At 63.7% G+C, this 21283-nt stretch carries 18 protein-coding genes and 1 pseudogene; 15 read left to right on the forward strand and 4 right to left on the reverse strand.

Translation table 11 applies throughout. The features are described 5' to 3' along the window. The first annotated feature begins 77 nt into the window (after positions 1-77). From AAHM38_RS18400 to AAHM38_RS18415, 4 genes are all read left to right on the forward strand, one after another. A complete protein-coding gene (locus tag AAHM38_RS18400; protein ID WP_004628765.1) occupies positions 78-395 on the forward strand; it encodes a co-chaperone GroES in 318 nt (105 codons plus the stop codon). A gap of 97 nt (positions 396-492) precedes the next feature. Continuing rightward, the gene (gene groL, locus AAHM38_RS18405) at positions 493-2115 is read left to right on the forward strand and encodes a chaperonin GroEL (protein WP_015855850.1); all 1623 of its coding nucleotides are present in this window, start codon (positions 493-495) and stop codon (positions 2113-2115) included. Positions 2116-2225: 110 nt separating this feature from the next. Continuing rightward, positions 2226-2477, forward strand: coding sequence for a hypothetical protein (locus AAHM38_RS18410; protein ID WP_015855849.1), 252 nt, complete (start codon positions 2226-2228; stop codon positions 2475-2477). A 331-nt stretch (positions 2478-2808) separates the two neighbouring features. Then, positions 2809-4179, forward strand: a complete 1371-nt coding sequence (locus tag AAHM38_RS18415; RefSeq protein WP_015855848.1) for an APC family permease — start codon at positions 2809-2811, stop codon at positions 4177-4179. Between the two features lie 402 nt (positions 4180-4581). On the opposite strand, the gene AAHM38_RS18420 is transcribed toward AAHM38_RS18415, so the two are convergent. Further along, entirely contained in the window at positions 4582-5718 is a 1137-nt protein-coding gene (locus AAHM38_RS18420; protein WP_015855846.1) for a PAS domain-containing sensor histidine kinase, read from the reverse strand. A gap of 486 nt (positions 5719-6204) precedes the next feature. Further along, positions 6205-6401, reverse strand: a pseudogene (locus AAHM38_RS18425) (diguanylate cyclase); the annotation flags it as partial. A 252-nt stretch (positions 6402-6653) separates the two neighbouring features. On the opposite strand from AAHM38_RS18425, the gene AAHM38_RS18430 reads away from it, so the two are divergent. After that, on the forward strand, positions 6654-7253 hold the full coding sequence (locus tag AAHM38_RS18430; RefSeq protein WP_015855845.1) for an undecaprenyl-diphosphatase: 600 nt from the start codon (positions 6654-6656) through the stop codon (positions 7251-7253). Positions 7254-7259: 6 nt separating this feature from the next. On the opposite strand, the gene AAHM38_RS18435 is transcribed toward AAHM38_RS18430, so the two are convergent. After that, positions 7260-8663 (reverse strand): MFS transporter, encoded by a 1404-nt coding sequence (locus AAHM38_RS18435; protein WP_049779124.1) that lies wholly within the window; start codon positions 8661-8663, stop codon positions 7260-7262. A gap of 167 nt (positions 8664-8830) precedes the next feature. Between AAHM38_RS18435 and AAHM38_RS18440 the strand changes: the two genes are divergently transcribed. The 4 genes from AAHM38_RS18440 to AAHM38_RS18455 all read left to right on the forward strand — a co-directional run bounded on the left by AAHM38_RS18440 (position 8831) and on the right by AAHM38_RS18455 (position 11910). After that, complete coding sequence (locus AAHM38_RS18440; RefSeq protein ID WP_009239654.1) at positions 8831-9439, forward strand: TetR/AcrR family transcriptional regulator; 609 nt, start codon at positions 8831-8833, stop codon at positions 9437-9439. Positions 9440-9599: 160 nt separating this feature from the next. After that, complete coding sequence (locus AAHM38_RS18445) at positions 9600-10166, forward strand: hypothetical protein (RefSeq protein WP_015855843.1); 567 nt, start codon at positions 9600-9602, stop codon at positions 10164-10166. Positions 10167-10185: 19 nt separating this feature from the next. After that, positions 10186-11106, forward strand: coding sequence for a S1C family serine protease (locus tag AAHM38_RS18450; RefSeq protein WP_015855842.1), 921 nt, complete (start codon positions 10186-10188; stop codon positions 11104-11106). A 105-nt stretch (positions 11107-11211) separates the two neighbouring features. Then, positions 11212-11910 carry a response regulator transcription factor gene (locus AAHM38_RS18455; RefSeq protein ID WP_009239657.1) on the forward strand — a complete coding sequence of 233 codons (699 nt, stop codon included), beginning with the start codon at positions 11212-11214 and terminating at the stop codon, positions 11908-11910. An 82-nt stretch (positions 11911-11992) separates the two neighbouring features. Here AAHM38_RS18455 and AAHM38_RS18460 read toward each other — a convergent pair whose 3' ends face one another. After that, a complete protein-coding gene (locus AAHM38_RS18460; RefSeq protein WP_004628789.1) occupies positions 11993-12481 on the reverse strand; it encodes a MarR family winged helix-turn-helix transcriptional regulator in 489 nt (162 codons plus the stop codon). Between the two features lie 282 nt (positions 12482-12763). Between AAHM38_RS18460 and AAHM38_RS18465 the strand changes: the two genes are divergently transcribed. The 6 genes from AAHM38_RS18465 (at position 12764) to AAHM38_RS18490 (ending at position 21248) form a co-directional block, all read left to right on the forward strand. Continuing rightward, on the forward strand, positions 12764-13552 hold the full coding sequence (locus AAHM38_RS18465) for an SDR family NAD(P)-dependent oxidoreductase (protein WP_041668554.1): 789 nt from the start codon (positions 12764-12766) through the stop codon (positions 13550-13552). 197 nt (positions 13553-13749) lie between these two features. Beyond that, on the forward strand, positions 13750-13977 hold the full coding sequence (locus tag AAHM38_RS18470) for a hypothetical protein (RefSeq protein ID WP_009239659.1): 228 nt from the start codon (positions 13750-13752) through the stop codon (positions 13975-13977). 120 nt (positions 13978-14097) lie between these two features. Further along, complete coding sequence (locus AAHM38_RS18475; RefSeq protein ID WP_015855840.1) at positions 14098-16857, forward strand: polysaccharide deacetylase family protein; 2760 nt, start codon at positions 14098-14100, stop codon at positions 16855-16857. Between the two features lie 120 nt (positions 16858-16977). Further along, on the forward strand, positions 16978-18966 hold the full coding sequence (locus AAHM38_RS18480; RefSeq protein WP_015855839.1) for a methyl-accepting chemotaxis protein: 1989 nt from the start codon (positions 16978-16980) through the stop codon (positions 18964-18966). A 141-nt stretch (positions 18967-19107) separates the two neighbouring features. Next, positions 19108-19692, forward strand: a complete 585-nt coding sequence (locus AAHM38_RS18485; protein WP_004628799.1) for a response regulator transcription factor — start codon at positions 19108-19110, stop codon at positions 19690-19692. A gap of 395 nt (positions 19693-20087) precedes the next feature. Continuing rightward, positions 20088-21248, forward strand: coding sequence for a porin (locus AAHM38_RS18490; protein ID WP_015855838.1), 1161 nt, complete (start codon positions 20088-20090; stop codon positions 21246-21248). The last annotated feature ends 35 nt before the right edge of the window (positions 21249-21283 follow it).

Consider the following 21283-nt stretch of genomic DNA (forward strand, 5'->3'; position numbering starts at 1 on the left):
GCCCTGCCTGGCGCCCTGCTTGAATGGCGCGCAAGCCGGATTCCCTTTTTTGGTGATCTATCGCTCAGGAGATGGAAATGAAGATTCGTCCCCTCTACGACCGGGTTATCGTCAAGCGAATCGAACAGCAACGGACGACGGCCTCGGGCATCGTGATTCCTGATTCCGCCGCAGAAAAGCCCGAGCAGGGTGAAGTCATCGCGGTCGGCACGGGCCGCCTGCTTCAGGACGGCACGCAGCGCGAACTCCAATTGAAGGTCGGTGACCAGGTGCTGTTCGGCAAGTACGCCGGGCAGACCGTCAAGGTCGATGGCGAGGAACTCCTCGTCATGCGTGAAGAAGACGTCATGGGCGTCATCGAAACCCACGCCGAGGCGGTTGCCAAGGCCGCCTGAAGCCTCGAGCCGCTCGCGGACACTGCCGGACAGGACACCGCAAATAGGCCGGTTGTTCGCGACGTGTTGAGTCAACGACTTATCCGGAGCAACAAACATGAGTGCAAAAGACGTCAAGTTCCATGACAGCGCGCGCGTCCGTATCGTCAAGGGCGTGAATGTTCTTGCCGATGCCGTGAAGGTGACGCTCGGGCCCAAGGGCCGCAACGTGGTCATCGAGCGCAGCTTTGGCGCCCCGACCATCACCAAGGACGGCGTGTCGGTCGCCAAGGAAATCGAGCTGAAGGACCGCTTCGAAAACATGGGCGCGCAGATGGTCAAGCAGGTCGCGTCCAAGACTGCGGACATTGCCGGTGACGGCACCACCACGGCCACCGTGCTGGCCCAGGCCATCGTGCAGGAAGGCATGAAGCACGTGGCGGCTGGCATGAACCCGATGGATCTCAAGCGTGGTATCGACAAGGCCGTGGCCGCCGTGCTCGATGAGCTTCGCAATCTGTCGAAGCCGATTTCGACCAACCGCGAAATCGCCCAGGTGGGCTCCATTTCGGCCAACTCGGACGAGGCCATCGGCAAGATCATCGCCGAGGCCATGGAGAAGGTCGGCAAGGAAGGCGTCATTACAGTCGAGGACGGCAAGTCGCTCGACAACGAGCTGGACGTGGTCGAAGGGATGCAGTTCGACCGCGGCTATGTCAGCCCGTATTTCATCAACGACCCGGAAAAGCAGGCGGCCTATCTGGACGACGCGCTGATCCTGCTGCACGACAAGAAGATCTCGAATATCCGCGACCTCCTGCCGATCCTGGAAGCGGCATCGAAGGCCGGCAAGCCGCTGCTGATCGTGGCGGAGGATGTGGAGAGCGAAGCGCTGGCCACCCTCGTCGTCAATGCGATGCGCGGCATCCTGAAGGTCGCCGCCGTCAAGGCGCCCGGATTTGGCGACCGCCGCAAGGCCATGCTGGAAGACATCGCCGTGCTCACCGGCGCAACGGTCATCTCTGAAGAAACAGGCAAGCAGCTTCAGAAGGCTACGTTGGAGGACCTCGGCCGGGCCAAGCGCGTGGAGGTCCGCAAGGACGACACCATCATCATCGACGGTGCCGGCGACCAGGCCAGCATCGATGCCCGCGTCAAGTCCATCCGCGTGCAGATCGACGAGGCCACAAGCGACTACGACCGCGAGAAGCTGCAGGAACGCGTGGCGAAGCTTGCCGGCGGCGTTGCGGTCATCAAGGTGGGCGCAGCCACCGAAGTCGAGATGAAGGAGAAGAAGGACCGTGTCGACGATGCCTTGCACGCCACCCGCGCGGCTGTGGAAGAGGGCATCGTTCCGGGCGGTGGCGTGGCCTTGCTGCGCGCCCGCTCTGCAGTGCTGAATCTGAAGGGCGCGAACAGCGACCAGGATGCCGGTATCCGCATCGTGCAGCACGCGCTGGAGGCACCGCTGCGCGCCATCGTCGCCAACGCCGGTGAAGAGCCGTCCGTCGTCATTGCGAAGGTCGCCGAAGGCAAGGGCAACTACGGCTACAACGCAGCCACCGGAGAGTACGGCGACCTCGTCGAAGCGGGTGTCGTCGACCCGACCAAGGTGACGCGCACCGCGTTGCAGAACGCCGCGTCTGTCGCCGGGCTGATCCTGACCACGGATGCGACCATCGCGGAGGCTCCGAAGGAAGACAAGCCCGCGCAAGTGCCGGCCCCTGAGCTGGACTACTGAACCACGCAGTTGTGCTGCCATCGACCGGCCGGTTCGCCGGCCGGTGCAACTGCATTCCGGCGCCGCTAGTCCCCGTTGCGGTGCCGGCTTTTTGAGGTTCGATCACGCCCATGAAGCTGCAACTCACCATTGACGCGAAGCACCTGGACGTTGAGATCGATGACGTCGTTGCTGGCCTGTTGGCTGCACGCCTCAGCCTGCCGGAAGGTGCCGACCACCGCGATGCGATCACGCGGCATCTCAGCGAGGTCAGCGCTCCATGGGTGCTCGACGATGAGCACATGCGCAAACGGGTGCTGCGTCGTCTGATTCTTGAGATTGCGGACCCGACGCTGTTGATGCGTCATCTCATGATGGATTAGCGCTCGACTTACCAGCTCCGGCCCGGAAGACGTCACGCCTGCCAACGAGGCCATGTAGAGCGCGAGAAAGCCGCTGCACGCCCAACCATGACGGCCATCCTGGCCCCGTATCGACCCACTCAAAAGGGGATAGGGGCGCGCGCATGTGCTGCCCGGTCGATATTTTCAGACTTGGCTCTTTCCGAGCGTCTTGGCCATACAGAGCAAAGGCTTGCCAGAACCCACGTCCACGACACCGCTCCAGCCCAGAGACGCCCCTATTGCCCGCCTATCCGGCACAGGGTAAAAATCGGTCTATTGCACCCCAATCTCGACTGGGAGTCGCGCATCCATGGACCAACCCGCCAAGCTCAATGCCGATTCCCTGGGTATCGTTGAATCGGTGATCATGGGCATCGCCGGTACTGCCCCGGCCTACAGCATCGAGATCACGACTTCCACCATCATCGGGACGGCCGGCACGCAGTCGCCGGCCAGCATCCTGGTGTGCGGGCTCATCATGTTTGGCATCGCGTACGCGTTCATCAACATGAACCGTGCTCTGGCGAGTGCCGGCACCTCGTATTCGTGGGTGAGCATGGTATTCGGGCGCGCGCTCGGCTTCTTTGCTGGGTGGGCCCTGCTGGTGCTGTGCTGTGTGTTCATGGTGTCCGCCATGATTCCGGCGGCAAATGCCACGCTGCTCATCTTTGATCGGCCCATGATGAACAACGTGCACTACGTGACGTTGATCGCGGCGGCATGGCTCACGTTTGTCAGTGTGGTGGTCGTCAAGGGCATCAAGCTCACCAGCTACGTGCAGGTGGTGATGACCCTCATCGAGGGCGTGATCCTGCTCGGGATCATCGTCGCGAGTTTCATGGTGTTTCCGCGTACGCCGCAGCACCCGTTCTCCTGGGTCTGGTTCTGGCCTTTCGCGTTCACACCCAAGCTGTTTGCCAACGGCGCGTTGGTGGCGATCTTCTTCTTTTACGGCTGGGACGTGACGATGAACCTCAGCGAAGAGACGCGCGACGCGAACCGTACGCCCGGCCGTGCCGCGTTCTGGTCGATGGTGTTCTTGATGGTGTTCTTCCTTGTCTTCATCGTCATCACGCAGCTTGCGCTGTCCGATGCCGAGATCCAGCACTACAACACGAACATCATCTTCGCCATTGCAGAGAAGCTGTTTGGGCCGACCTGGGGCTACGTCGCGATCGTCGCGGTCTTGCTGAGCACGGTGGGCACGGTCGAAACCCAGATGCTGCAGTTCACGCGCACGCTCTTTGCCAAGAGCCGCGACGGCGCACTGCACGCACGCTATGCGCGCCTGCATCCGGTTTGGCGCACGCCGCACATCGCCATCTTCTTCATCTGGCTGACGGGGCTCGCACTGCTGTTCGTGTCGTCCTATCTGCCGACGATCAACGTCATCCTGCACGATTCGATTACCGCCATCGGCTTCCAGATCTGCTTCTACCTGGGGCTCACGGGGCTGGCCTGCGGCTGGTACTACCGCAAGGTGCTGACGCAGGGGCCATGGGTCGCCATCACCCATGTCATCTGGCCGGTGGCTAGTGGGCTCTTCCTCTTCTTCATCGCGCTCTACAGCATCCCGACCTTCGACTGGGTCACCAATATGGTGGGCATGGGCGGCATCGCCATCGGTGTCATTCCGCTGCTGCTGAACCGTAAAAAGATCTGGTCGGCTCGCTCCGCCTGAGCCAGTCCGATGCACCCATTGCCATTCACCCGGCGCCAACCTGGGGCGCCGAATGCTGTCAGGCTGCACTGACAGCGCCTGCCGTATTGACCTACAGAAACAAGGGCGTGCCCGGACAACACAATGAGCGCCCGCTGATGGCGGCAGCCGGGCGTCACACCGATACTCAAGTCGGTGACTTCCAGCTCTCGATAAAGGTCATTGCCATGGACGACTATTGCACGCTGTGCGGGCGGCGCGGGCATTCTGCGTCGCACTGCCCATGGGGTTCGTATATGCGAATCCGTCGCTATTCTCCGGTCGTGTTGAAGAACGATCGTTCATTGACGTTTCGAAAATTCCCCACCTGATGCGCCAAGCGCGTAACGTGGTGGGCTTTATATTCGGTCGCGCGGAAGACGCCTACTGACCGGATGGCACATCGAGGGCAATCGCTTTCCGCGGAATCGAAAGCTGGATACGGTAGCCGCCCTGTGCGAGTGGCCCCGCCGCGAAAGTCCCTCCCAGGCGGCGCACGCGCTCGCGGATGCCGGCGATCCCCGATGACGGCGGCCGCCCGGCTGCGGGTTTGGTGGAGTGCGTGACGACGGCGCCATCGTTGTGAATCGCCAGCTCGCAATTTGCCCGATCGCATCGAAGATCGACCACGACTTTCGTTGCCGACGTCGCATGCCGGGCAACATTGGTCAGACCTTCCTGCACGATCCTGAACAGCGCGGTGGAGGCGGCGTCGTTGAACGCCACCGTATGCGTATTGCAGTTCAGTGCGACCCGCAGGCCGGTATGTTGTCCGAAATCGGTGACGAGCCAGTCGAGCGCGGGCAGCAGCCCCAGGTCGTCGAGCATGGTCGGCCGCAGGCCCGCGGCAAGACGCCGGACCGACGCGAGCGCGTGGTCGATAGCATGGCTCATCGCCAGTGTTCTTTCGCGCGCGTATGCCAGGGCTTCCGGCGTGGTGCTGTCATCTGCAAGCAGGCCGGTGATGATCATCTTCAGCGCAGTCAATTGCTGCCCGAGGTCATCATGAAGCTCGCGTGCAATACGCTTCTTTTCTTCTTCGCGAGTGGCTTCGACCCGGGATGCCAGCTCGCTCGCGTACTCGAGCTGCTTGAGCCGCTCGCGCTCGGTCAGGTCCCGGGTGACCTTGGCAAAGCCGATCAGGTCGCCGTCTTCATCCCGCAGGGCAGTGATCACCACGTTGGCCCAGAAGCGCGAGCCGTCCTTGCGGATGCGCCATCCTTCGTCTTCCCAGCGGCCAAGGGCGGCCGCGCGTTTGAGTTCTTCGCCCGGATAGTTCTGCGCAATTGCCTCGGCAGGATAGAAGACCGAAAAGTGCTGGCCGATGATTTCGTCGGCGTGATAGCCCTTGATGCGTTGGGCACCGGCATTCCAACTTGCGATGTGACCTGTGGGATCCAGGAGGAAGATTGCATAGTCCTGTATCGCGTCGACCAAGGTGCGATAACGCTCCTCCACGGGCACGTGGGCGATGGCCGCATCGCTTGCCGGTTTTCGCAATCTGTCTGCGTTGGTATCCATATCAAGCCCCGTCGCAGCGGGTTCGGGCGTCTAAGGCACGCCAGTTGGAAGCCGTTTTCCGAGCATCTACCCAAGAATATGCTGCTGGAGGATGGCAATCAAAGGCACCGACCTGGAAGCGCGCTTGCGCGCATGGACATGGTCGCGATTGCCGCTGTGGATATGTGGATAAGCGCGTGAAGAACTTCAGGGACAACTGTGTTGGCTGCCCGGGGTCAGGTTGTCCGCAGCACGGGTATAACTTTGATGGTTGCCGGGAGGGTGGGGCGTGCCCTGCACGAGTCATCCACGCAACGGCACATACTGTCCGACGGGTTGTGCAATTCGCAAGCCGTTGACGCAAAAGCGCTTTCTGCAGCTATCCACAGAAACGGTCCACCGTTATCTACTACTACTATTTTTATATACAGAAGAAATAAAGAAGACAGCAAAGACGGGCAGGGCAAACGCTCACGGGTGCTTGATGTTTGATGTGCGTTACGTGAGCGCGCCCAGCAGAAACGCGGCGATGCTGGCCGTGGTGAACGTGGTCAGCGCGCACATCGGCATGAACGGGTTGATCCAGGCCGTTGCAAGCCGGCGCGTGGTGCAGCGACGCCCAGCGGCAACAGGATCAGCAGCGCAATCGCGCCGGCAAACGTCGCCTGCCCGCGTGTGGCTCGCTGAATCAGAAAACTTTCCATTCATCCCCGGGGTTCGAGACTGTGCGTGTCCGACCTGCCCGCGTGTCGGTGTGCCTACATCCTAGGGAGCGTCAGGCGGTGGGAAAAGCCTAGGCGATGACCCGGGCAAGGAGGAGATCGCTACGGCTGGCCTAAGTCGGGTGGCCTAGGCTTGCCCACAGGCCGGTTCCAAGGGAATTGAAGGGAATCTTTAGTAGTGTGGGTCCGGCATCTCACGGTTGTTGAAACCCTCGGGCCCTTGGCCAACGCTGTATGGAATCACTCAATCACACGCTGTTTCTTTGGATCAACGCGCCGGCCGACGCACCGGCTGCCACCGTCTGGCTGGCGATGGCCTTTGCCGAATACGCGATCTGGCTGGTGCCGCTCACGCTCGTCGCCGGCTGGCTGTGGGGTGAGCCCACCACGCGCAGGCAGGCACTGCAGACCGGCGTGGCTGCAGCGCTGGCGTTGTCGATCAACGTCGGCTTCGGCCTTGCGTGGTATCACCCCAGGCCGTTTGCGATTGAACTGGGCACGAATCTGCTGCCGCACGCGCCGGATTCGTCGTTCCCCAGCGACCACCTGACCGCACTGTGGACGGTGGCATTCAGCCTGATGTGGAACGCACGCCTGCGCCGCGTGGGCGTGTTGCTGGCGCTTTTGGGCTTGCCCATGGCGTGGGCGCGCATCTACCTGGGCGTGCACTATCCGTTCGACATGCTGGGCGCGGCGGCTGTGTCGGCCCTATGCGCATGGCTTTGCAGCGGGCGTGTGGCGCATACGCTGTCGGAGCCGCTGCACCGGCTGGGGCTGGCCTTGCATGGCGTGGTGCTGGCGCCCTGCGTGCGGCGCGGCTGGGTGCGCAAGTAAGCCCGCTCAGGCGTGACGGCGCCACGCGCGCCAGAACAGCACGAAGGACAGCACGGTCGCCCCCACGTTGTAGAGCGTGGCCAGCGCGAACGCGTGGCCGTAGTGCGCAGCGTGTGTTGCCGCGTCCACCGCGACCGCGCCATCGGCCCCATCCACCTGGCCGAGCAGCGAGAACAGCAGCACGCCCACCACCGTGACGCCCACCGCGTTGCCAACGGCCTGCATGGTCGTCACCGTACCGGCGCCCATGCCGGCCTGGGCCGTTTCGACGCCGCTCAGGATGGTGTTGAGCGACAGCGGAATCACCATGCCTTGCCCGAAGCCGTTGAGCATCAGCGGCAGGATCAGCCAGGCGGTACCCGCGCCCAACTGCGCCATGGTGGCCAGCACGACCATGCCCACGGCGAAGGTGGCCACCCCCAGCAGCAGGGCACGCTGCCCGATGCGCTCAGCCAGACGGGGCGCTTTCAGCGAGCCGGTAAAGAACGCGATGGCCGCGGGCGTAAACACCAGCCCCGCCGCCAGCGCCGACAGGCCGCGCCCGAACTGCAGCAGGATCGTCAGCGCCAGGAAGTACGAACTGATGGCCGTGTAGAACAGGAAGATCGCCAGCACGCCCAGCACAAAGCTGCGGTTGCGGAACAGCGCCATCTCGATGATCGGGACGCGGCCCGCCGCCGACAGCGCTTGCTCCACCCGCACAAAGTGGCGGAACACCAGCAGCGAGGCCAGCGGCAGCACCCACGACCACCACGGCCAGCCGGATTCGCGGCCCTGCATGATCGGCACCAGCAGCATCGCCAGCGCCACCGCACCCGCCACGGCGCCGTGCACGTCCAGCCGCGCCGCCACCGGCGCACGCGATTCCGCCACGAAGGCGCGGGCCGCCAGGAGCGCCACAATGCCGATCGGCACATTCACCAGGAACACCGCACGCCAGCCGGATACGTCGGCCGCCAGCGGATGCGCGATCAGCCAGCCGCCGATGATTTGCGAGACTGACGCCGCCACGCCCTGTACGGCGCCCATGGTGCCGAACGCGCGCCGCCGGGCATCGCCGTCAAACAGCACGCGCAGCGAGGCCATCACCTGGGGCATGAGGATGGCCGCGCCCAGGCCCTGGCCGACACGCATGGCGATCAGCATCCACGGCGTGGTGGCCAGCCCGCACAGCGCAGATGCGAGCGTGAACAGCGCCATGCCTGCCAGAAACATGCGCCTGCGCCCATACAGGTCGCCCAGGCGGGCGCCGTTGAGCAGGAACACCGCATACGCTGCGCTGTAGCCGACCATTACGAGCTGGATTTCGGCAAAACTGGCGTGCAGGCCCGCCCGGATATCCGGAATCGCCACATTGACGATGAACAGGTCGAGAATGGTGACGAAGTTGCCGGTCAGCAGCGCCGCCAGCGCCGGCCAATGTCGTTTGGCTGGCGAGGCGACGCTACTAGCAGAAAGGGATTCCGTTGACGTGGGGGATCTCGGTTCATTAATATACGGTCGTACGTATACTAGAGAGCGATTGGCCCACGTCAAGGGCCGATTGTGTTGACCCCACTCATCGATAGGGCATTGCCATGAACGAAACCGACGGCCGCCGCCAGCGTGGCGAACGTGCGCGCGCCCAGGTGCTCGAGCACGCCACCGCCATCGCGTCCACCGACGGGTTGGAGGGCCTCACCATCGGCCGGGTGGCGACCGACGCCGGCGTGGGCAAAGGCAACATCCAGGTGCTCTTCGGCGACAAGGAAACGCTGCAGCTCGCCACCCTCGACGCTGGGGTCGTGCATTACCGCGCGACGGTGGTCGAGCCCGCGCTGGCGCTGGAGAGCCCGCTTGCCCGCCTGCGGGCGCTGACCGACGGCTGGTTCGACTACGTGGCCAGCGGCGCATCGCCAGGCGGCTGCTTTGTCTGCGCGGCCAGCTACGAATACCGGGCCCGCCCGGGCGCGATCCAGGATCGTGTGCGCGGACACCGCGAGTCGGTGCGTGCGCGGTTTCGCGAGACGATCACCGCCGCACAGGCCGCCGGAGAATTGCGCGCCGATGTCGACGTCGATCAGCTCGTCTTCGAGATCGAATCGTTTCGCTCCAACGCAAACGTGGCGTTTCTGATGGGCGATATGGCGGTGTTCGAGCGCGCGCGCCGCAGCACGCAGGCGCGCATCGATGCGGCGCTGGCCTGAGCGCGGCTGACCAGCGGCCGACGCGCGCGCACAACGCTGGTACTCAGGTCAGTCCCTCTCCTTCACCTTTGGTTACACTTCAGCGGCATCGAGCGTGCGTGCCACTGCGCTCGAAGAAGGAAATGCCGATCTCAGAAAAGGTTGCCTTTGGGGGGAGCGCATGACGCTCAGAATGACCGCCTCTTTGTTAGGAGGCGCTTTGTGGCTTGCGGGCTGCGCACAGCCGTATGTAGAACCGCCCGCGGGTGCCCGGACCGTGCCGGTTGAGTTTATACGGCCCGCCAGCGGCGCGGCCGCCGCATTGCTGGTCTTCGACGACGCCCGCACATGCACGGGGCAACGCGTGGCAATTGCCACGAACCAGCCAGCGCGCTCCGTGCGTGTGCTGACCGACGTGCCGACGACCATGGCCGTGAACTTCGTGCGTCCGGCGGGGAACCTGACCTATTTCTGCTCGGTTGCGGTGAGTTTCGTTCCGCTGACGGGGCACCGTTACCAGTTGCGTTCGACTTACTCCGAAAGCGAGCGGGGCTGTCGGGCGGCACTCATCGAATCCAGTAACGGGCTGTCATGGCGCCCGGTGGCTGCGCGCTATCGGCAATGGGCAACGCAGTCTGCTTGCCAGCCCTTGACCGACGCCGATATCGCGCACATGCATGATCGCACCCGTTCGGAAGATGGATCGACCACGCTGAGCGACCTCAAAGATTTGCTGGTGCCCCAATGAGGCGGCCCGCTTGACTAACATGCATATCGTTCGACTGGTTTCACTGCTGGCTGCTGCCGTGGTCTGCGCCGGCGTTGCAGAGCGCGCGGCCGCGCTTGAGCCCGCAGCGGTCTTTGCCAAGGTTTCGCCTAGCGTCTGGGAGGTCCGCGTTGCGGGTTCGGACGGGCGGCCGCTGTCCATTGGCAGCGCAGTCGTTATCGCCGATGGTGTGGCGATCACGAACTGCCATGTGCTGCGCGGCGGCAAGCAAGTCTGGCTCAAACGCGGCAACGCAAGCTACGGTGCTCGCTTGCAGTATCCCGACGTGGAGCGCGACCTCTGTCAACTGCGGGTCGCGGATTTCCACGCGCCTGCAGTGACGCTTGCTCCGGGTAGCGCGCTCGTGACGGGGCAGAAGGTGTACGCAGTCGGCAATCCGCTGGGGCTGGAGCTGACGATCAGTGAGGGTTTGATCTCGTCATTGCGTACCGATGACGAAGGACGTCTCAAGAGCATCCAGACGTCTGCCCCAATCTCACAAGGGTCCAGCGGGGGCGGCCTGTTCGATGCAGACGGCCGATTGATTGGCATAACAGACCATCAAGTCGTGCTCACCATGGGGCAGAACCTGAACTTCGCGATTCCTGCGGACTGGATTGCCGATGTCCCTGCGCGCGGGCAGAAATCGCTGGCTCAGGCGACGGCTGCACCGGCCGCTTACGCATCGAGCGCGCAGGCGGCGCCACCACGCCGCTCCGGCGAACTCGGGCGAAACCAACAGGCCGGCTTCGATATGTATTTGAAGAAAACGTGGCCGAAGATTTTTGTTGCCTCCGACGGCGATCATTACTCCTGGGCCGCAGGCCAGAACGCGGAGTTTCGGGCGATGGCTTTCTGTACCGAGCGATGGGTCAATTGCCGCGTCTACGCCCGAGACGACACCATCGTCGAGGCCAAGTGAGCGGCGTCGCTGCGCGGGAATGCTATTAATATGTCGGCCTCTGCGGCATCTTGGGGCGCTGCTCTTGTGCCGCAAGTAATCCCCGTCGAATAGGAACCTGCCAACATGAATTGGACCGCGACCCGGCCGATCCGCGTGATCGTGCTCGATGACCATGCGGTTGTCCGCCATGGTCTGGCTGCGCGCCTGAAACAGGAGACCGACATCGAGGTTTCCGGCATGTTCGCCTCGGGTCGCGAAATCGTGCAGGCACTCAAAGACAAAAGCCTTGAGGTGGATGTCCTGCTGATGGACTACTCGCTCGGACCCACCGAGATTGACGGGCTGAACCTGATCCGCCTGATCCGCGTGCGCTATCCGGACTTGAAGATCCTGGTGGCGTCGGCGCATCACAACATGGCGACGGTGGGCATGGTCATGCATGCCGGCGCACGCGGTTTTGTCGGCAAGGAAGAGGATCTGTCGGAATTGGTACGCGCCATCCGCACGGTGGCCGCGGGCGGCAAGCGCCTGAATGCCGCGCTGGCTGCCGAGATGGAGCGCGGTGCGCTTTCCGCCGATGCGCCCGCGCCCGTCACCAATGGCACCAAGCTGTCCGCCCTGATCGACCGCTCCGAACTCAGCCCGCGCGAGCGCGAGGTACTGCGCTGCTGCCTGGACGGCATGTCGGTCACGGACATTGCCGAGAAATTTGCGCGCAGCATCAAGACGATCAGCTCGCAAAAGCAATCGGCCTATCGCAAGCTGGGTATCCGCACCGATACCGAGCTGTTCAAGATCAAGCACGAGCTTGAGGGGCAGTGAGCGCTAAGCGGCACCCGCCCGAGCCCCGGCGCACCGCCAACGCTGACGGCTGAGACTGCCCACCCGAAAACGCCTGATCCGATCAGGCGTTGTGCAGCACGCGCAACAGCAGGTTTTCCAACTGCTTGACCTCGGTCTGCGAAAACCCGCGCAGCAGGTGGTTCAGCACGTCGATGATCAGCGGCCGGATCTCCGGATACAGCGCGCGGCCCTGCTCGGTGAGCGACACCACCACCGAGCGGCGGTCCGCATCGCTGGGCGCGCGCTTGACGATGTTCTTCTTCTCCAGCCGATCGATCAGCCGCGTCATCGCGCCCGGATCGTAGTGCAGCAGGCGCGAGAGTTCGGCCGGCGTGGTGGCCAGGTCTTCGGCCAGGTAGATGACGACCGTCCATTGCGCGGCTGTCAAGTCCAGCGATGCCAGGGCACTGTCGATATGCGTCACCAACGCGTGTCGGACCCGGTGCACGAGCCGACCGATGTTGGTATCGCGGTCCATGGTGTCAAGCTGGTAGGCGCCTTCACTGGTGCTGGTGTCGGCGGCCTCAGGTGTCTGTACGTCGATGCTCATGGTCGTGCTCCCCGTTCTGCCGGTGATCCGGCTTGTAAGGCGCGCCGCGTTCCCGTAACGCTGGGCGTACTTCATTGCACACTAATCGTCGCTTGCCCAGGCCGTCAAGCCGGGATCGATACCAACGCCGATCGTCAAATCTCGTTGGATACCGCTGCAAAACGATTGCGGCTGCCAAGGGGCGAGGCGGTTCGTATCATGGTTGAAACGTCGACGCCGTGACCAACTTGCACCATGTGGCGCGGCGTGCTCGTCCTCCTCCATTTTCCTTTTTTGAATGCCATGAACCTCCACCTTCAGAACAAGCTCGCTCTCGTGACCGGCTCGACCAAGGGCATCGGTCATGCCATTGCTGTAGCACTGGCCGCCGAAGGCGCCCGCGTGATCGTCAACGGCCGCACCGAAGCGTCCGTGGGCGACGCGATTGCACGCCTGCGCACCGAGGTGCCCGACGCCCAGGTCGAGGGCTTTGCCGGTGACCTGTCCAATCCGGCCCAGGTCGATGCGCTGCTCGGCCGCTTTCCCAAGGTCGACATCCTCATCAACAACCTCGGCATCTTCGAGCCCAAGCCGTTCGAGGAAATCGACGACGCCGAGTGGCAGCACTTCTTCAACGTGAACGTGCTGAGCGGCGCGCGGCTGTCGCGCGCCTACCTGCCCGGTATGCGTGCACAGAACTGGGGACGCATCGTGTTCATCAGCAGCGAGAGCGGCGTGCAGATTCCGGTGGAGATGATCCACTACGGTGTCACGAAGACCGCGCTGCTGGGCCTCTCGCGTGGATTGGCAGAGCTGACGGCGGGCACGGCCATCACGGTGAATGCCGTGCTGCCGGGGCCGACGCGTTCCGAAGGCGTAGACGCGTTTGTCGAAAAGCTCTCGGGCGGGCAGAGCTTCGAAGCGTTCGAGAAAACCTTCTTCGAGACGGCGCGGCCGACCTCGCTCATCAAGCGCTTTGCCACCACGCAGGAAGTCGCCAACCTGGTTGCCTACGTGGCCAGCCCGCTGTCGTCGGCCACCACGGGCGCTGCGCTGCGTGTGGACGGCGGCGTGGTGAAGTCGGCGTTCTAGAACGTCGGCCCTAACGAACGCACCATTCCGGCGCGCGGCCCCGGCTTTTACGCTGGCCATGTCGCTGGTGCATGCCGGCGGGACCCGCCGGCAGCGCGTCTGTTCGCCCGTATCGTTGAGAATGCAGACCAGGCAGACCGCGCGTGTCCTCGCCCGTGCGTCGGCGGCATTCCTTCCACATCTTCGGAGTGATTGCCATGTCCCACTGCAAAGTCTACGGAACCAAACCTGATAACGGCCCGGGTCAACTGGCGGCCCAGGCCGCACGCGATCGCGTCAACCAAGCGCATGCCACCTGGGCTGTCACGCTGGCCTACGACAGCGGCTCGACAACTGCTGTCTACACGTCGGCTGTCGCCAGCGTCGACGACCTGGAGAAGGCGTTCGAAGCGGAATTCCCGCAGTACACGGTGGTCGGTTACTGAGCCGGGTTCCCGCCATGTGCCCCCAAGGGGCATCGCGGCGGGCATGCTCCGGCCCACAAACATTGCAATCGGATGGCCGCCCGGCACAATGCATGTCGGACAGACTTTTCGAGGACCGGGATGCAGGACAGGCAGGCAAAGGGCAGCAAGTTATCGTGGCGGTGGCCGGTGTGGCTGGGTGTCGTGGCGTTGGCGCTCGGCGTTGCGACCGTTCGTGCACAGCAGCCGACGACGTCCGCTTCGGCAGAGCCGCAGATCGCCTTCTACTACGGCCGCGATGTCCCCGTCGCTGAACTGCAAGCCTTCGACTGGGTCGTGCTGGAGCCGGCCACGGCCGGCAGCTTCGATCCGAAGCAGCCATCGCCCACGCTCTGGTTCGCTCGCGTCGACCTGACGCAGCAGACCGACGCAATGCGCACAAGCGCCTGGCCTGCCAACGTGATCGACCAGGTCTTTGCGCCGCTGCTCGCGCAGGGCTACGCGGGCTTCCTGCTGGATGGGCTGGACGCGCTCCAGCGCGGCGCGCCCGATGCCGCCAATGCCGTTGCGGCACTGGTCCAGGCGTTGCATGCACGTGCACCGCAGACCAGGCTGCTGGCCGGCGGCACGGCGTGGCTTGAGACGCTCGCGCCGCAGTTGTCCGGCGTGGTGACGGCCGGGCTGGTGCGCGAGCGCACCGGCGGGGAAGGCTTGCAAGAGGTGACCGATGCCGACCGCGCCGCACGCGTTGCCACGCTGCGCAAGATCGGTGCGCAGTACCGCATACCCGCCGTCGCACTCGATTACTGCCCCAACTACAACCGTACCTGTCTGCGTGAGACCGCCAATGTGGCGCGCGCTGCAGGCGTGACCAGCTACGCCACCACGCCCGGCGCCGACTTCATCGGCATCGGCCGGCTGGAAGTGATGCCGCGCCGTGTCCTGCTGGTCGAACCCCAGGAGCCCGGCACCAGCCGCAACACCGCGCCATCCGTGCTCTATCTGGCCATGCCCATCAACTATCTCGGCTATCGCACCGAATTTGCCGACGCCAACAAGCCGTTGCCGACCGTCACGCCCGACCGCTATGCCGGCGTCGTCACCTGGTTCGACGGCAACGCAACGCGACCGGGCACGTGGTCATCGTGGCTCAGGCGCACGATGGGCGCCGGTGTTCGCGTGGCGATGTTCAACCAGTTCGGGCTGAACATGGATGCCACCACGGCGCGGATGCTGGATCTACAGACCGTGCCCGGCACGCCGGCGGGGCCGCTTGACATCGTTTTGCGCGATCCCATGGTGGGCTTCGAGTTGCAGCCTCATCCCGACCGGCGCATGGCCGTGGGGGTAAAGGTCGACCCCAGCGTCGCGGGGGCGCAGTCGCTGCTGCGGCTCTCCGCCGGCAGTTACGCCTACGATGCGGCGGCCATCATGCCGTGGGGCGGTTATGTGCTGCAGCCGTTTGGCGTCTTCCGCATGCCCGATGTCGACCAGGCGCGCTGGGTGATCCAGCCGCTCGATTTTCTGCGCCGCGCGCTGCAACTGCCCGCAATGCCGGTGCCTGACACTACGACGGAAAACGGCCGCCGGCTGATGACCGTGCACATCGATGGCGACGGATTCGCCTCCCGCACTGAGTTTCCACCGAGCGAGTTCTCCGGCCAGGCATTGCTGCGCGAGATCCTCGATCGCTACAAGGTGCCGACCACCGTGTCGATCATCGAGGGCGAGGTGGCGGCCGACGGCGTGTACCCGAAGCTCACGCCGCAGCTCGAGCCGATCGCGCGCACCCTCTTTGCGCAGCCCTACGTGGAGCTGGCCAGCCATACGTTCTCGCACCCGTTCAACTGGCTGCGCACCACCAACCCGCCCGATCCGGCCTCCGCCGCCACGGCCGAAGGCACCGACACCGCCTTCTCGTTGAACATTCCGAATTACCGGTTCAGCTTCGATCGCGAGATCGCGGGTTCCATCCACTACATCAACACCAAGCTCGCCCCGCCAGGCAAGCAGGTAAAGGTGCTGCTGTGGAGCGGCAACGGCCAGGTGCCGCCGATTGCCGTGCAAAAGACCGTCGAGGCCGGTGTCCTGAACATGAACGGCGGCGACACCTACATCACGCGCTCCAACCCGAGCTGGACCGCCGTGGCGCCGCTGGGCGTGGACAAAGGCGATGGCCTGTTCCAGGTATTTGCGCCCGACCAGAACGAGAACATCTACACCAACCTCTGGCACGGCCCGTATTACGGTTTCTCGCGGGCCATCGAGACGTTCGAGCTGACCGAAAAGCCTTACCGCTTCAAGCCGATCGGCATCTACTACCACATGTATTCGGGCACCAAGCTGGCCTCGGTGACGGCTCTGCGGCAGGTGTACGACTGGGCGGTCGCGCAGCCGGTCATGCCGGTCTACGCGTCGGACTACATCCGCAAGGTGCTCGACTTCCGCACCATGGCGATTGCGCATGACGGCGACGCCTGGGTCGTGCGCGGCACGGGTGATCTACGCACCGTGCGCTGGTCCGGGCGCGGCGTACCGCGTCTTGCGGATGCACGCGACGTGGCGGGCTACACGGCGGGTCCGGGTGGCTCCTATATCCATCTGACGAGCGGCTCGGCACGCTTTGCGCTGGACAACGATGGGCCGACGCTGCCTTACGTGCGCGATGCCAGCGGCCGCCTGTCGAACTGGCGGCGCAGTGCGGATGGCCGCTCGCTGTCGGTCGATGTTGCCGGCTATACGCGACCGTTCATCCGCTTTGCCAATGCAACCCGTTGCCGGGCGACCGTGGACGGCCGTGACGTGGCCGCCTCGCACGGGGCTGACTGGCGCATCGAACTGGGGGCGGGCAACCCCGCCAGGCTCACGCCTCAGCACGTCGAGCTGACCTGCGACAGATGACGTCCGAGATTGCGGAACCCTGTCTGGCCTGCCAGACATAAGGAGCTGTAAAACGTTTGCGCTCAAGCTTTTCTGGGTTGATCCGTTGTTAACTTGACTGACGACCCCCAGGAAAAAAGCATGAGAGCGTCTGCGCCCCTTTCTGCGGTTTCACAACCTCCAACAAGCCTCGGTACTAGGCTGGCGGTGATTGGCCTGATCGCCCTGGTGCTCGTGTTCGGCATGTTTGCCCTGGCGAACTCGCAATCGAGCCTGCGCATGCTGGAGGCCAATACACAATCGGCCATGCATAACCAGGAGGCCGCCATGCGCGACATGATCGGCCTGTTCGACGGCACCATGCGCACGGAGGCCGACCGCTTCCTGACCGCTTTTGCCGACGCCGCGCCCGGGCCGTACAGCGTAGATCCGGCGCAGACCGTTGAAGTGGCCGGCAAGCCGACGCCCACGTTCAAGAGCGGTGACACGGTGCTGAACCTCAACTTCACCGTGCCGGACCAGTTCTTCGCGCGCACCGGCGGCACGATCGCCACCGTGTTTGCCCGGGCCGGCGACGATTTCGTGCGCGTGACCACTTCGCTCAAGAAGGAAAACGGCGAACGCGCGATCGGCACGCTGCTCGACCGCGCGCACCCGAGCTACAAAGCGCTGATGGCCGGCGAGCCGTTCCGCGGCTTGGCGTGGCTGTTTGGCGTGCCCTACATGAGCAAGTACGAGCCCGTGCGCGATGCGTCGGGCAAGGTCATCGGCGCGCTCTACGTAGGTGTGGACGTGCGCTCGGAACTGGCGCTGCTCAAGGACAAGATCCGCTCGCACGGCATCGGCAAGACGGGCGGCTATTTCGTCATCGACGGCAAGCCCGGCGCAGACCAGGGCAAGGTGCTGATCGACCATGCGCAAGACCGGGAGGGCAAGAACCTGCTCGACGCCAAGGACGCGGCCGGCCAGACCTGGGTGCGCGAGATGATCGCGCGCAAGGACGGCACGTTGCGCCACACGCTGGCCGACACGGAAGCTGGCACCGCGCGCGAGCGGCTGACCGTCTTTACGCAATACCCAGACTGGCAGCTCGTGATTGCCGGCACAGCTTACGTAGACGAACTCAACGCCGATCTGGTGGCCGCCCGCAACCGCTTCCTGCTGCTGGGTCTGGCACTCGGTGCGCTGCTCGCCGGCGGGCTGTACTGGATGCTGCGCCGTACTGTGAGCATGCCGCTGGCCGAGGTGGTGAATGTCGCCCAGCGTGTGGCTGCGGGTGATCTCACGCACCGCCTGCCCACCACGCGCCGCGATGAAATCGGCCAGGTCATGCGTGCTGTCAACGGCGTCGGCGACGGCCTTTCGGGCATCGTCGACAAGGTGCGCGCCAGTGCCTCCACCATCGCGTCGAGCACCGGCCAGATCGCCGCCGGCAACGCCGATCTTTCCGCACGCACCGAAGCGCAGGCCGGCAACCTCGAGCGCACCGCATCCAGCATCGAGCAACTGGCCGCCACCGTGCGCCAAAACGCCGAGAGTGCCCACCATGCGCACGACATGGTGCAATCCGCCAGCGAGGCGGCCAATGCCGGCGGGCAGACCGTGGAGCGGCTGGTCGGCACCATGTCGGGCATCCATGCCACGGCGCAGAAGATTGCCGACATCACCGGCATCATCGACGGCATCGCGTTCCAGACGAACATCTTGGCGCTCAACGCCGCCGTGGAAGCCGCCCGCGCAGGCGAACAGGGCCGCGGCTTCGCTGTCGTCGCCGGCGAGGTGCGCAGCCTCGCCCAGCGCAGTGCAGCCGCCGCCAAGGAGATCAAGGAACTGATCAGTCGCTCGGTCGAAGAAGTACAGGCCGGCAACGAAGCCGCCCGCGGCGCCGGTGACGCCATGCAGGACATCGTGACGCGCGTGGAGCGCATCGCCGGCCTGATGGGCGAGATCAGCCACGCGTCGCGCGAGCAGTCGCAAGGCATCGAAGAGGTCAACCACGCGGTCACGTCGATGGACGAGGTGACGCAGCAGAACGCCGCGCTGGTCGAGGAAGCGGCTGCTGCGGCCGAAAGCCTGCGCCAACAAGCCCAGGAACTGCGCGGCGCGGTGGACGTGTTCCGGCTCGCCTGAAGCGGCAAGATGTCATGAACTAATGATGTGGTGTAGCAATCGGTACAAGGATTGACTGGCAATCGTGCAAACTTGTACCGCGCGGAACCTGATCCGCACCGGTGACTCGCAACATGGAACCCCGCTCAGTCACCGCCCGCCATGTCCGCCACAGAACCAACCTTCCATTCGGTCGTTGCCATCGACGACCACCCGATCGTCCTCGAATCCATTCAAGCCTTGCTTGCCGGATCGCCGCATCTCCAGCTTGTCGCCACAGCGGCCGATGGCGCGCAGGGGCTGCAGTTGATCCGCTCCGCGCGCCCTAAGCTCGCCATCGTTGATATCAATCTGCCAAATCTGGACGGGCTGGAACTCGTGCGTCGCGTGCGCGCGCAGCGCCGCGATATTGGCCTAGTCGTCACGTCTGCCCAGACCACCGGCAACGAGGCACGGCTCGCTTTCCTGGCGGGCGCCAACGCCTACGTGCCGAAATCGGAAGCGACCTCTGTGCTGACGGCGGCACTGTTGCTGGCGGCACGCGGCTATCTCTCGTTTCCCGCCTCTGCGATGGGGCCATCGGAAGGCGCTGGGCTTGCCACGCTTACCCAGCGCGAAATGCGTGTGAACCAACTGCTGGCCGAAGGCCATCGGAACACAGAGATCGCCAAGCGCCTCGGCATTTCGCCCAAGACGGTGTCCACGTTCAAGCATCGCATCTTGAGGAAGGTCGGACTTCCCGCCTGACCCATCGGCGCAATTGACAGGCAAAAAAAGAGACCGCTGTTTAGGGCGGTCTCTTAAAGTCGATGTGAAGCTGTGAAACTGTCATTCAAGCTTCGGGCCGAATCATAATCGAAAAGCCGCGCGTGCTAGTACTTTAATTTTTATCATCGATTGGATGATTTTTCTGATGCAATGGATTACGTCGCGTAAGCCTTGGGATTGCCTTCTGGTAAGCCATGCTTACGGTTCTCGCACTGTGATGGCAAAGTGTTGATTCATATGATTAATTTCGCTGCAAATGCTTGGGTTTCATATTTACCACAGGCTGTTTTTGAAATTGGTGAAGATGAGAAACCGGAATACATAATGGCCGCCGATCGCAAATCCTCGCGATAGTATTTTTCAAGGAAGACGATATGAAGATCAAGCTGTTTGCGGCCGCTGCTGCCGCCCTGGTTTCGGCGGGCGCCTTCGCTCAATCGAGCGTAACGATGTACGGCGTGGTTGACGCTGGCGTTGAGTGGGTCAACAAGGCGCCGAATGCTGCTCGCACGGAAGGCAACTCCCGCGTCGGCATGCAGTCGGGCAACATGTCCGGCTCGCGTTGGGGTCTGCGCGGCGTTGAAGACCTGGGCGGTGGCCTGAAGGGCGTCTTCAACCTGGAAAGCGGCTTCGCCATCGACGACGGCCGTTCGGCGCAAGGTAACCGCCTGTTCGGTCGCGCTGCCTACGTCGGACTGCAGGGCCAGTGGGGCCAACTGACCTTGGGCCGCCAGCAGAACCTGCTGTACGACTTCGCGCTGCAATACGACCCGATGGCGATCGCCTCGCGCTATTCAATCGCTTCGCAAGATGCCTACTTGGCTGGCCGTGCTGATAACGCAGTCAAGTACGTCGGTACCTTCGGCGGCCTGACGGCATCGGCGCTATACGCGTTCAATCGTGACGGCAACGAGCAAGCCGGCATGACGAAATTGGGCCGTGAGTGGAGCGCCGGCCTGAACTATGCCACCGGCCCGTTCGCGGTCGGTGCGGTGTATGACCAGTCGAATGGCGCTAGCAATGCCTTCTTCACCAACGGTTTCATGGCGGACCTGAAGGAGCAGCGTGCCACCATCGGTGGAACCTACGCTGTCGGCCCTGCCAAGTTTTATGCAGGCTACCGCTGGTACAAGATGAGCCATGACCTGGGCTCGACCGGTGTCAATGGCGACCTGCGTTCGAACCTGTACTGGCTTGGCGCCGGCTATCAAGCGACGCCCGCGCTGACGCTGACCGGTACCGCCTACTACCAGACATTCAAGAACGGCGAATTGCTGGGTGCTCTGGCGAGCAACGATGCGAATACCAACGTCGGCAATCCTTGGCTGTTCGTGGTCGGGGCTGACTATGCCTTGTCCAAGCGCACCGATGCGTACATGAACGTGGCCTATGCCAAGAACAGCCGCAGCTCGATTCTGGGCGTCGCGGGCATCAATGGCACCTCGTCGAATCTTTCGACGCTGCAATCGAACCAGAACCAAGTGTTCGATGGCAACCAACTGGGCGCCGTGGTCGGTATCCGCCACAAGTTCTAATCGGCATTCTGTCGGCTAGATATAAAAAACCCGGG

It is taken from the genome of Ralstonia sp. OTU4908, from assembly GCF_038440115.1.
Classification (GTDB): Bacteria; Pseudomonadota; Gammaproteobacteria; order Burkholderiales; family Burkholderiaceae; genus Ralstonia; species Ralstonia pickettii.

Excerpts from the sequence above, each read along its gene's own strand:
- AAHM38_RS18430 (WP_015855845.1), top strand. The coding sequence starts at position 6,654 with ATGGAATCACTCAATCACACGCTGTTTCTTTGGATCAACGCGCCGGCC.
- AAHM38_RS18440 (WP_009239654.1), top strand. The coding sequence starts at position 8,831 with ATGAACGAAACCGACGGCCGCCGCCAGCGTGGCGAACGTGCGCGCGCC.
- AAHM38_RS18470 (WP_009239659.1), top strand. The coding sequence starts at position 13,750 with ATGTCCCACTGCAAAGTCTACGGAACCAAACCTGATAACGGCCCGGGT.
- AAHM38_RS18465 (WP_041668554.1), top strand. The coding sequence starts at position 12,764 with ATGAACCTCCACCTTCAGAACAAGCTCGCTCTCGTGACCGGCTCGACC.
- AAHM38_RS18450 (WP_015855842.1), top strand. The coding sequence starts at position 10,186 with ATGCATATCGTTCGACTGGTTTCACTGCTGGCTGCTGCCGTGGTCTGC.
- AAHM38_RS18420 (WP_015855846.1), bottom strand. The coding sequence starts at position 5,718 with ATGGATACCAACGCAGACAGATTGCGAAAACCGGCAAGCGATGCGGCC.
- groL (WP_015855850.1), top strand. The coding sequence starts at position 493 with ATGAGTGCAAAAGACGTCAAGTTCCATGACAGCGCGCGCGTCCGTATC.
- AAHM38_RS18480 (WP_015855839.1), top strand. The coding sequence starts at position 16,978 with ATGAGAGCGTCTGCGCCCCTTTCTGCGGTTTCACAACCTCCAACAAGC.
- AAHM38_RS18455 (WP_009239657.1), top strand. The coding sequence starts at position 11,212 with ATGAATTGGACCGCGACCCGGCCGATCCGCGTGATCGTGCTCGATGAC.
- AAHM38_RS18410 (WP_015855849.1), top strand. The coding sequence starts at position 2,226 with ATGAAGCTGCAACTCACCATTGACGCGAAGCACCTGGACGTTGAGATC.
- AAHM38_RS18445 (WP_015855843.1), top strand. The coding sequence starts at position 9,600 with ATGACGCTCAGAATGACCGCCTCTTTGTTAGGAGGCGCTTTGTGGCTT.
- AAHM38_RS18485 (WP_004628799.1), top strand. The coding sequence starts at position 19,108 with ATGTCCGCCACAGAACCAACCTTCCATTCGGTCGTTGCCATCGACGAC.
- AAHM38_RS18475 (WP_015855840.1), top strand. The coding sequence starts at position 14,098 with ATGCAGGACAGGCAGGCAAAGGGCAGCAAGTTATCGTGGCGGTGGCCG.
- AAHM38_RS18490 (WP_015855838.1), top strand. The coding sequence starts at position 20,088 with ATGAAGATCAAGCTGTTTGCGGCCGCTGCTGCCGCCCTGGTTTCGGCG.
- AAHM38_RS18460 (WP_004628789.1), bottom strand. The coding sequence starts at position 12,481 with ATGAGCATCGACGTACAGACACCTGAGGCCGCCGACACCAGCACCAGT.
- AAHM38_RS18400 (WP_004628765.1), top strand. The coding sequence starts at position 78 with ATGAAGATTCGTCCCCTCTACGACCGGGTTATCGTCAAGCGAATCGAA.
- AAHM38_RS18415 (WP_015855848.1), top strand. The coding sequence starts at position 2,809 with ATGGACCAACCCGCCAAGCTCAATGCCGATTCCCTGGGTATCGTTGAA.